This is a genomic window from Montanilutibacter psychrotolerans (genome assembly GCF_003719825.1).
Taxonomy (GTDB): domain Bacteria; phylum Pseudomonadota; class Gammaproteobacteria; order Xanthomonadales; family Xanthomonadaceae; genus Montanilutibacter; species Montanilutibacter psychrotolerans.
On record NZ_RIBS01000001.1, the window covers coordinates 444,044 to 455,854 of the forward strand.

Annotated in this window: 5 protein-coding genes; all 5 read left to right on the forward strand. The window is 70.9% G+C overall.

Features of this window, described 5'->3' with window-relative positions; genetic code table 11:
- Genes EER27_RS01890 through EER27_RS01905 form a run of 5 tightly spaced genes read left to right on the forward strand, consistent with a single transcriptional unit; the run spans position 1 to position 11,810 of the window.
- Positions 1-930 carry a hypothetical protein gene (locus EER27_RS01890; protein ID WP_123086319.1) on the forward strand — a complete coding sequence of 310 codons (930 nt, stop codon included), beginning with the start codon at positions 1-3 and terminating at the stop codon, positions 928-930.
- Positions 931-945: 15 nt separating this feature from the next.
- The gene (locus tag EER27_RS01895; RefSeq protein ID WP_190285595.1) at positions 946-3,297 is read left to right on the forward strand and encodes a hypothetical protein; all 2,352 of its coding nucleotides are present in this window, start codon (positions 946-948) and stop codon (positions 3,295-3,297) included.
- Positions 3,298-3,348: 51 nt separating this feature from the next.
- Positions 3,349-8,094: a hypothetical protein gene (locus EER27_RS17015; RefSeq protein WP_190285596.1), complete on the forward strand. Its 4,746-nt coding sequence runs from the start codon at positions 3,349-3,351 to the stop codon at positions 8,092-8,094.
- Positions 8,095-8,097: 3 nt separating this feature from the next.
- Positions 8,098-9,888, forward strand: coding sequence for a hypothetical protein (locus EER27_RS17020; RefSeq protein ID WP_190285597.1), 1,791 nt, complete (start codon positions 8,098-8,100; stop codon positions 9,886-9,888).
- Entirely contained in the window at positions 9,885-11,810 is a 1,926-nt protein-coding gene (locus EER27_RS01905) for an AAA family ATPase (RefSeq protein WP_190285598.1), read from the forward strand. Before EER27_RS17020 ends, EER27_RS01905 begins: the two co-directional genes overlap by 4 nt.
- Position 11,811: the final 1 nt, after the last annotated feature.

Below are 11,811 nucleotides of genomic sequence, written 5' to 3' on the forward strand. Positions count from 1 at the left end.
ATGAGTGCGACTACCCGCCGCAAGGACGCCGATCCGCTGTACGTCGGGCCGGCTCCCGATCGTCCGTTCTACGCGACCGGGATGCTGCTCGACGCCAGCGACTTCCTCGACGAGCAGACCTACCACCGTGGGCGCCTGGCGCACGCGCTCGCGTTCCTGAGCGGCGGTGGCACGCTGGCCGGACTGCGTGTCAGCCACGCGCCGGCCGCGGCCGATCACGCCGAGGAGATCCGTGTGGCGGCGGGCCTTGCGGTCGATCGCATCGGCCGCCTGATCGAGCTGCCGCGTCCCGCCTGCCTGCGCCTGGAACGTTGGTGGGAAGCGCCCGGCGGCCGCGACGCGGGCGATGTCCTGACCCAGGCGGCGTACGACGATCCCGGCCGTTTCGTCAGTGCGCGCGCGGTCGCCGAAGCCGGCGTCGGCGGCGCACCGGCGATGCCGACGCGCGCGATCGTCGCCGACATCTACCTGCGCTTCGTCGCCTGCGAGCGCGGCTACACGCAGAGCTTCGCCAGCGGCCCGTACGACGCGCTCGACTCGGTGGCGACCGCGCGACTGCGCGATGCCTACGAGTTGCAGTTGTTGGTGCGCCATGGCTTGGACACCGACGATCCGGATGCACCGCACCTGGGACTGCCGTCGACGGGCGTGGTGCTGGAAGGCAGCGAGGACGAACGCCGCGCGGCGATGCAGGACGCCGTCCTCGCCGCCTGGCCAGAACGCGGGCACGCCGGGCAACCAGACGAACTTCCACCGCTGGCCGAACACGTCACCGGCAACGACCCGACCTCGCAATGGCTGGCACGCGTGCTGATCCCGGTGCTTGCCGGCGACCCGCCCGAACGCGATGGCAGCGGCGTGCTGGTCGACAACTGGCCCCGCCGCTTCGTGCCATCCAGCCAGCTGCTGCAGCGCTGGGTCGGACTGTGATCGAGGAGAACGCAGATGGATTTCACCCAGGGCTCCAACCGTGAACTGATCTCCGCCAGTGATGCCGACACGTTGCGACGCGTCGGCGCGCTGGTCACCGACGATCGGCGTGAGCGTACGCGCTGGTTCGACGGTCGTTTCCTCGCCGCACGCGACCTGATCCGCGAGCAGCAGTACTTCCTCGCGCGCGAAGCGGACCTCGGGCGCGCCTGCGGCAGTGGCGCGGCGACCGGCCTGGCCGTTGCCGCCGGCGATGGACCACAGACGCTGCGTATCGACTCCGGCCACGGCATCACGCCCTCGGGCGAACTGGTGCTGCTGGAGCGTTCGATCACGCTCAACCTGGCCGACATCCCACGCAGCGAACTGCTGTCGGGCAAGTTCGGCCTCGGCCGCATGCCCTTGCCGCCACCGCGCAGCCGCAGCGGACTGTTTGCGCTGGCACTGCGTCCGGTCGAGTTCACCGCCAACCCCATCGGCGCGTACCCGACCTCGCTGACCGGGCAGCGCACCGTCGAGGACGGCGACATCATCGAGGCCACCGCGGTGGTGCTGGTGCCGTGGCCCGACGATGGCGGCGACGGCAATCTGGAGCGCCGGCGTGGTCGCGCAGCGCGTGCGATCTTCGTCGATGGCAACGAGCGCGGGCTGTCGGCGGACGTGCTGCCGCTGGCCATGATAGCGCTCGACAACAACAGCCTGGCGTGGATCGACGCTCCGATGTTGCGGCGCGAACTGGGCGCCGATCGCGACGACCTGCCGGGGCTCGGGCTGGCGCCGCGCGCACTGCGATTCGCCCACCTGCTGCAGCACCAGCAGCACCTGGCGGACGTGCTGGTGGGCAACGGTGGCCGCGGTTTCAGCGCGCAATCGGTGTTCCCGGCGCTGCCGCCGGCGGGTCCGTTGCCGCCGGGCGTGGTCGATCCGTCCGACTTCACCCAGAACTATTTCCCGGCGGAGGTTGCCGTTGATTTCGCGATCATTCCCGAGGACGAACTGCCGGCACTGATCGAGGAGTCGCTGGCGTTGCCGGGCTTCGATCTGACCGCCGCCGACGAGACGCTCGAATCGAGCGCGGTGCTGGTGCTCGCGCCAGTGCCACGCAACGAGTGGCGCGCGGTGCAGGCACGATTGAACACGCTCACGCGAGCGGTACGCCCGGCCGCGCTCAACCGCATCGCCGCCCGTCGCCCGTTGGAGATCCTGCAGCGCCTGCGCCTGCCCACGCTGGCGGCACCGCCATTGGACCCCAGCAGCCCGTCGGACGCCGAGTGGCAGCGGCTGTCGCGCATGGAAACGCTTTGGTACGTGCGGCGGCGCAACCTGGCCTATCGCGAGGACGTGACCGGCAGCGCGGTGCGCTTGTCGGGACGCGAGCTTCTGTTGGACCGCAGCGTCTTCGATCGATTCGACCGCCTGGGCCTGCGCACCTTGCTCGACACCACGCTCGAACGTGCCAGCCCCGGCGCGCGCAGCGAGATCACCCAACTTCTGGTCAACCCGCGCATCGCCAACTCGCCGACGTTGACCGCGGCGACGCTGGGCGAGCTCGCGCGCGCCGACACCCTCGACCAGGCCGCCGCGCTGCGCGCCAGCGCCGCGGTGACCGCGCCCGAGACCGGGCTCGGCCTGGAGCGGCTGGATGCCGGCGACGCGCCGCCATCGAAGGATGCACTGCGCAAGCTGGCAGCGAACCCGAACTGGGCCGTGCTGGATCGCGAGGCGAGGGTGGCTCCGATCGATGCGTTGCCGACCTTGCGCAAGCACCTGGGCGGCGAACTGGTTCGCCCGGCGCCGGTGCCTGTACCCGCGCCAAGACCGGCGCCGACGCCCGAACCGACACCTGCACCCACGCCTGCACCGACACCCGAACCGGCCCCCGCGCCAGCGCCAGCGCCTCGGCCCACGCCGGCCCCTGCGCCCACACCCGCGCCCGCGCCTGCGCCCGCGCCGCGTCCGACCCCCAGGCCGCTCCCGACGCCGGCGCCTACACCGCGCCCCACGCCGATCGACCGACTCAACGTGCCGGTCGAACGCGAAACGGTTCGCAAGGTCCCGGTCGTGCGTCCGGTGGGCAGGGCAGGGGCAGGTGGCGCGAAGGCCGGCACCGCCAAGGCGGCCAAGGGCACGATCAAGAAGGCGGCCAGCAAGACCGCCAGCAAGGCCGCGTCCAGGAAGGCGTCAACCAAACGCACGGCCGCCAAGGCACCGGCGGCAAAGACCGCAGCGGCGAAGGTACCCGCGGTAGCGAAGAAGCGGACCGCGGCGAAGAAGGCCGCGACCAAGACCGGCGCGACACCGGCAACCCGTCCCGCGGGCAAGAAGGCGCCCGCGGCTCGCAAGGCCACCGGCAAGCGCGCTGGCTAACGAAGCGCGCTTCACGGCCAGGCGCGGCACACAGGCATCAGCGGAGCGACCATGAGCATCAACGTGATCACCCATCCCCTGCCAGGCGAGCGCGTGCTCGACCTGTCACCGCCGGACGCGATCGCCGCTGCCGTGGCTTGGCGCAAGCGCCCGAACCTGTTCGCCGGCCGTGCGCTGACGGCGCCGACCCTCGAATCGCGCGCCCAGTGGACCGCCGGACGCATCGCCCAGCGCGGCCAGGCATTCACCGCCGGCGTGCTGCGCGGATTCGAAGTCGACTACTCGATCGACCCGCCGCCGGCCGCGGACAACCGCGCACGCGTGCGCCTGCAGATATCGCCCGGACAAGGGCTCGCCCAAAGTGGCGAGGACGTGGTGTCGATGCGGGCGCTGGACGTGGATTTCTGGGGGCTGCCGGTGGTGGCGCCGCAGCAGGTGCTCGATGGCGATGGCGGGTTTGCCAGCGGCGCGTTGCAGCCGCGCGTGATCGGCGACAGCCTGCGCGAGGTGCTCGACGACCACCCCGGCACGTTGCCGCGCGTCGGCATCCTGGTGCTGCAGCCGGCACGGATCGAGCGTGCCGACATCGACCCCGACGACCCCTGCGACCGATGCGCCTGCGATGGCAATGTCAGTTACGAGGACTGGCGCTATGCCGACGCGAGCCGGTTGCTGTGGTACGCGTGGCCGGAGGACTGGGCGCCGCTGTCGCCGCTACCGCCGATGGCCACCGCCGATGACCTGGCGATGCTGCGCAACCGGCTCGCCTACCAGGTGTTCGACGCCGAGCGCGGCCTCGCGATCGACGCGTTGATGCCGTGGGAGTCGTTCGGCGTCGCGATCGCGCTGGTGGCCGTGGATGCCGACTTCCAGCCGACGTTCGTCGACCGCGCCAGCGTCGTGCGGCGTGGCGGCCGCTCGCGACACGAATGCCTGCAACTGGGCACTGCACCGCGACTACCGCGACTGCAGCAGGCGCACCTGCAACGCCTGCTCGTCCGACTGCGCGCCGCCGGCCAGCCGGTGCCATCGGCGGCGCTGGTCGACGAACATCTCGCGCCGTTGCTCCGGCTGACCACCGGTGCCCCGTGGACTGCCGCGTCCACCGGCTTGCCCGTGCAATGGCAACGTCAGCTCGACGCGCTGCTGGACGAGCTGGGCGACCTCGGCGAACCCGCCCCGTCGATGGCCTCCCTGGTGGGCTATTTCCGCGAGCTGCTGGGCGTGATGGCAAGCAGCGTGCGCCTGCCGACCCTGTGGCAGGCGCAGATCGAACAGCTCGCCGAGCACCTCAATGCGCTGGGCGAACCCGCGCCGGAGCCGGCCGCGCTGGCCCGGCATTTCGACAAACTGCCGCCGTGCGGCCTGCTGCCGCGCCACGCGTTGGACCTGCCGACGCGTCGCAGCCTGGTGTTCCCCGCCGGTTGCGACCTGGACGCGGTCCCCGTTCCGGTCGAACAACTGGACTTGGCGATCCGTGAGTGCGCGTCCATGGCACCACTGGACCTGGTGCGCGGCGAACGCATTCGTATCCTGGTGCCGGTGAGCCAGGCATCGTTCGAGCCGCGCCTGCTGCTGGTCGAACAGCTCGATCCCGAATTCAATGCCACGCTCGACCGCTTCGTGCTGGCGCGCGCCGACGCGCTGGCAAACCGCCAGCACCTGCGCGAGAAAGCTGCGGTGCTGCTGACCGCGTACCACGGCAGCGCGCCGCCGGTGCCGGCGCTGGGCGACGATCCGCAGGCGCTGGAGCCCGAAACGCTGGGCGATTGGGGCCCGCCGCCGGGGCTGGGTGGCCACCGTGGCGAGCGGCGCGCCGGCGTGCACGAACACCGCTTCGTCGGTGCGACCGCGATGCTGACGGTCACCGCCAGTGACCGCCTGTACAGCTGGGTCTACCTGGATCCCGAACACCCGCCACGCGCGCTGATGCTGGAATGGCAGAACCCTGGCGCGACGTGGCGCGCGTACTGGGGCGAGGACCTGATCGACCGCGGCGAAAACGACACGCCCAGCCGCCAGCGGATCGGCGATCTGCCGGCGACCGGCCGCTGGCTGCGGCTGGAAGTGCCGGTTTCGCGGCTGGGCAACCAGGCCATCGAATTCCAGGGCATGGGCTTCGTGCAGTTCGACGGTCGCGCCGCGTTTGCCGGCAGCGGCAAGATCGTCGACAACCGCGAGGTCGCGTGGTTCGACTCGCAACTGCCGGCCTCCGCCACGACCGAAGGCGACGAACCGTTCAAGCTGCTGGGCAGGCCGGCGTTGATGGCACCGTTCGAGCCCGACCACGGCGTCGCACCGGCATCGACGTCCAGCACCACGGTGGGCGTGAGCCTGACGATCGAGAAGCTGATGGCCGAGCCCTTGCTGGAACAGGTGCTGTCGCCACACGAACGCACGCAGTTGCCGGCACGCGGTATCGACGGCTTCATCACCTACCTGCGTACGCGCGCGGACCGCGCCGACGACCTGGTCGACTACGGCTTCGTCAAGGTGCACACCGACATGTACCGGATCCGCCAGTTGGTGCTGGGCAACACCGAGGCCTCGCGCCTGACGGTGTCGCCGACCCTGGCGGCGATCGCCAAGGCCGAGACCGCCGTGGCATCGCACGAACGCATCAACGATTTCCTCGAGAAGCTGCGAAAGGGCACCGGCACCACGCCGCCTCCGACGCCGTTGGCACCAGCGCAACCGCGCACCGGCGGGTCGGGAAGCTTCGCCGCCGCGGCCGCGACGCCGCAGTTCGATGCGATCGGCGCGTTCGCGGCCACGCCGGCCACCGCGACCTTCCGCGAGGCGTCGTTCAGCGCGTCGGCCATCAGCGGGCCGATCTTCAGCGGACCCATCCTCAGCGGGCCCATCCTGACCAGTCCGATTCTTACCGGGCCCATCCTCAACCTGCCCACCCGCACCCTGCCTGTGCGCACCCCGCCGCCGCTGGTTGCGCCCACCAAGGCCTTCACCGCCTACATCCCGTCCGACATCAGCAACTCGGCGCCATTGGTGGGCAAGGTGAACCTGCGCACCACGCGCATCGCCGAGCGACTGGAACTGCCCAAGACCCAGGAAGCGCGCGACTACTCCACCTCCACTCGTCACCAGGCGGTCGAGGCACTGGTGCGACTGGCCGATGAGCTGACCGCGCAGGACAGCGGCATCGTTCCGGGCCTGTTTGGCGACATCGACGTCTGGGGCCTCGCCGGGGACACCTTCCTCGACGGCTTGCCGACCACCGATCCGCCGCGGCGCAAACTTGCCGACTTCATCAATCCCACCACCCGCGGCCGGTTCCTGCCGATGCTGTTGACGCCGCCGTTGCGCAACACGGGCATCAACAACCAGTTGGTGTCCGGCGACGAGGCGAGTCTGTTCTCCGACAGTGCCGACCTGTCCGATCGCACGGTGGCGCTGTTTCGCCAGGTGGAGGGACGCATCAAGCGCTATCGCGACGTCATCGCGCTGTGCGAGATCGCGCGCACGGCACTGCTGATCGACCTGGCCGCATTGCGCTCGCGCGAAGCCGCGGTTTCCGAACGACTGGCCGAAGCCCGCCACGACGTGTCGGTGACGCGCGCGCTGATCGCCGAAGAGCTGGCGCGCATCGCCGCCATCAACGAGCGCCGCGCGAAGGTGCTCGAGAACGAAGTCCGCTTCATCGCCTACATCCGCCCGCGCGCGACCGATGCACTGGCCAACGCGCCGTCGCGGTACCTCGATCCGGGCCTGCTCGAAGCGCCGGTGCCCAGCTGTCTGCAGGCGCACGCCGACCTTCCCGACGAGCTCTCGGCGATTCTCGCCGTGGTGCGCGAGGCACCGGCGTCGTGGTTCATCGAGGGACCGAAACTGTTCGACCGGCTCGATCGGCTTGACCTGCTGCTGCAGTCGGTGCGGACAGCGCAACTGCGTACGCAGATCGCGCAACAGCGCTTGCCGCTGCAGTTGCAGGCCAGCAGCCTGGCCAGCGTCGGCCTGGCATCGGCGATGGCCAAGGTGCAGGTTGCGCAGCGCCACAGCGTCACGTTGGCGCGAAGCGCGAGCCTTCAGCTTGACGTCTCGCGGCTGGCACTGGCCAGCTGGCAATCGGTTCGCGCCGAAGCCGTTCGCGTGGTGTCGCTGGGCGATCTCATCGACGGCGAGCACGGGCAGGGCAGCGTGGTGCGAAATGCCGCGGCCGTGTTCGATCGCATCGCCCACGTCTGCGGTTGCCTGCACGCCGGGTTCTCGACCGTGCTGCCATCGATACGGCTCGACTGGGCCGAGGCGATGTCGCAGTTCGACGAAACACCCAACCTGCGCAATCTCGCCAGCCTGATGCGATGGCCCGAGATCGACTACGCCGACCGCCATCGCCTCCAGGGCCTGGTCGATTGGTTGTTCGACCAGGTCGATGCGCGCGAACCGCGTGCACTGGAACTGGTTGGCGAGCTGGTGCGCATGTGCCTGCTGCTGGCCAGTCACGCGCCGGTCGGACGGATCATCGCCGGACGCCTGCCGCGGCCGGTCACGGTGCGTCCGGGTGTGCGGCTTCCGCTGGTGGCGCTGGAGCCTTCCCGGCTGCGCATCGGCATGCAGGCGCTGGTGTATCGCGGCAACGCGGTGGTGGCGCGTGCGATCGTCGAAGACCTGGGGGCCACCGAATTGTCGGCGCGGGTGATCCAGACGGCGACTGCGAGCGTCGATCTGGACGAGGGCGTACGGGTGCAGTTTGCCGAAGCGACCACCGTCAGCACCTCGACGGTGACCGTTCGTGCCAGCACCGCGCAGGCGGCCAAGGCACGTGGCCGGGTGAGCTGAGCCATGGGCGCGACTCGCACCGTGCGCCACCTGCGACTTCGTGGACCGGACGAAGCCGGCTTGCGGCGCGTGGCATGCAAGCTCGAAGACGCACTGCGCACCGCCAGCCTGCCCGGCGACGGCGGGCGACTGGTGCTGGTGAGGCACTTGCAATTGGGGCGTGTTGACGCCGATGCGCCGGCCGCGACATTGGCCCTGGCGTGGGAGCGCGAGTTGGCGCGTACCGGTTGGCGTTGCGTGCACGGCGGCGACGCCGGTGCGGGCGCCGCCGACGCGGTCTGGTTTGCCGATGCCGTGGAGGCGCACATCGCCCTCGCGATGCGCGTGCTGCGTGGGCCGTCGCCGGTCGAGTGGTTCTGGTCGCTTGCGGTGCGCGGATGGCGGGTGGATCCCACCGGGGCACCGCCCCTGCGTGACATTGCCCGGTCGTTGCTGACCAGCGAAGCCGCGGCACGTGCGTTGCCGGCGTGGTGCGCCGCGCTGGCGCGCGCCGGCCACGTCGCGCCGCTGGTATCCGCGTTCCACGACGGCGATGTGCCGGCGTTGCGGGGATTGATCGAAGCCTCTGGTGACGTTGCTGCGCGGCGGGCGCTGCGGCAACCGCTGCCGCTGTCGTCGGCACGACACGCAGGCCCGGACGCGTTGGTGGAGCATCCGGCAACGGGTTTGCGACGGTGCCTGGCCGCAATGCTGGTCGCTGGCGGCGCGCCGGATTGGGGCCGCCGCCTGTTGGACGACCTGTCGGCTGCCGTCGGATCGTACGGCGTGCGTGGGTCTGGTGACCCGTTGCATGCGGTGGCAGCGCCGGTGGCGATCATGTCGCCTACATCGATCGCTTCCGTCGGGCCCGGTCCGCAGGCTGGCGATGCCGACGCCGCAGGCCGCTTCGACCCGGTGCCGATGAATCCGCCGTTGCCTGGCACGGCGCCGGCGCCCTTGGCGGAGGTGCCTGCGTCGCGGGGCCACGCGTTACCCGCGCGTGGCACATCGCTGCCGCAATCCCGTGATGCCCAGCGTGCCCCAACCCCAAACGTGTCGGCGGATGCCGCGCGCGAATGGTCCGGTGTTCCGGGTGAGGCGACAGCGGCTGGCGGCATCGCATTCGTGTTGCCGGGATTGTTGCGGTTGGGCTACCCGCAATGGCAGGCGGCGCACCTGGCCTGGTCGCGACAGGATGTCCTGGCGCGTGTATTCGCCACGGTGCTGGGGCACGTGGGCAATCCGCCGGACGATCCGGCGTGGGCCCTGGCGAGCGCCAGCGCTCATTCCCGTCGCATGCCGCGCAGTTTCCTCGCGCCGCCGTGCTGGCACGGCCTGCTGCGTGGCACGCCCGTCGTTCACCTTGATCACGAAGGCCGGAGCGGGCAGCTGCGCGACGCGTCCGGACGTGTGCTGCTGGCCGCGTGGCGCGGCGCGCTGCCGCGCCGCATCGGCGATGCGCGGTGGTTCCGCGAAGCGGTGACCGATCGGCCGGAGTGCGTGTCGCTGTCGACATCAAATTCGACATCGAGCGGCACCGTCGGTCCGGACAACGCAGGTCTCGTCGATGCCGTGGCGCAGGCATGGATCGTCGCCCTGCGCCGCTGGCTGCGTCGCCACGCGCGCATCGGCCTGGCCGACCTCGTGCGGCGTCCCGCGCATCTGGCCTTGAGCACCACCCATCTCGATCTCTGGTTCGACCCCGTGCTGGCGCAGATGCGTTTGCGCCGCAGCGGCCTCGACCTCGACCCGGGCTGGCTGCCGTGGTTCGGTCGGGTGGTGGCGTTCCATTACCAGCGAGCACAGTGGCCATGAACGCACCGGACCGACGCCCGTTGCAGACCGGCTTGCCGTTGGCGGGCCTGGCGTTCGCCGTGTTGGCCGACGGCGTGGACGGCGACGGTGCCGAGGCCCGTTGGCTGGCGGGTTGGCGGGCGCGCTTCGGTGCGTCGCTCGACGACCCGCTGCAGTTTCTGCGCGATTGGGTGCAGGCGCCGAGCGAGGCCGATCGCGGCCTGCACGAACTGGCGCGTTCGCTCGGCCTGGCCATCGCCGAGACCGTCGCACTGTCGTTGACCGCCGAGGTTGAACGCGAGCCTATGGCCGGGCGCTGCCTGGCCTGGCTGCAGAGCCCGGTCGGCGGCTCGCGGCCGACGCTTGGCCTGGTGGCCAGCGTCGTCGCACAGATCGAAGGCGGTGCGCCGGCGATGGCGCTGGCGCGCATCGCCAGCGGCCGTGCGCTGGCGGCCGGCGTGCTGCGATTGGACGCCGAACAGCGTACGTTGCCCGAGGCGGCATTGCGCACGCCGGCGCCGCTGGCATTGGCGCTGGCCGGCCTGCCATCGGCCTGGCCCGGCGTCGAGAGCGGCCTGGAGGGAGCCCCGCCGTTGCCGCCTTCAGTTCACGCGCAGGCGGCTCGGTTTGCTTCCATGCTGGCCACCGAAGGCGGTGCGCTCGCCATTCGCAGCGGGTACCCGCGCGAGGCCCGCGCCGCCGCGGCGGCCTTCGCGCGCGTGTTGCGTACCGAACCCGCGTTCGTCGGCGCCGACGCACCGCCCGGCATCGGCAGCTGGCTGTGGTTGACCGGGCATATCCCGGTGTTCTCGATCGAACTGGCGCCGGGCGAATCGCGCAACCTGCCCAAGCTGCCCGGCTACCACGGACCGGTGCTCGCGGTGACCGGTTTCGAGGGCAGCGTGTTGCAAGGCGATGCGCCGGCGACGCGCTGGGAGCTCGCGATCCCGGCGTGCGACGAACGCATCGCGCTGTGGCAGACGGCGATCGACGATCCGGTGCTGTCGGCGCAGCTGGGTCGGCAGCACCGGCTGCCTGCCGCCCGCATCGACGACCTCGCGCGTGCCAGCCGCCGCCACGCGCGGCTCGACGGCCACGCACGCCTCGACCACGACATCATCGCCGCGGCGGCACGCGGCAGCGGCGCGGTCGACCTGGGCAGCATGGCGCAACTGCGCCCGCACGCCATCGACGACGACGCGCTGGTGCTGACGCCCTCGGTGCGACAGTCGCTGGAGCAGGTGCTGGCGCGATGCCGCCAGCGCGACGTGCTCGACCAGCCGCTCGGTCCCGCAGTGCGCGCGCGCTATCGCGCCGGCGTGCGTGCGTTGCTGGTCGGTCCGTCCGGCACCGGCAAATCGCTGGCCGCGGCCTGGATGGCGACGCGACTGGGCCTGCCGCTGTACCAGGTCGACCTGGCGTCGGTGAGCAGCAAGTACATCGGCGAGACCGAGAAGAATCTCGCGCAGTTGTTCGAGCGGGCCGAGAACGCCGAGGTGGTGTTGTTGTTCGACGAAGCCGACGCGCTGTTCGGCAAGCGCACCGATGTGCGCGACGCCAACGATCGTTACGCCAACAACCAGACCAACTACCTGCTGCAACGCATCGAGGCTTTCGACGGCCTGGCGATCCTGACCAGCAACAGCCGTTCGCGATTCGACAGCGCCTTCTCGCGACGTCTCGACGCGATCATCGAATTTCCCGCACCGGCACCGACCGAGCGGCGCGAGCTGTGGCTGGCGCACCTGGGCAACCACCATCGGCTCGGCGCGGGCGATCTCAACCAGCTTGCGGGCGCGTGCGACCTGGCCGGTGGCCACATCCGCAACGCCGTGCTCGCGGCCACCGTGGCCTGCGATGGGCCGGTGGATTTCGCAGCGCTGCGGCAGGCGGTGGAGAGCGAGTACCGCAAGCTGGGCCGGACCCTCCCGGCGGGGCTGTGAG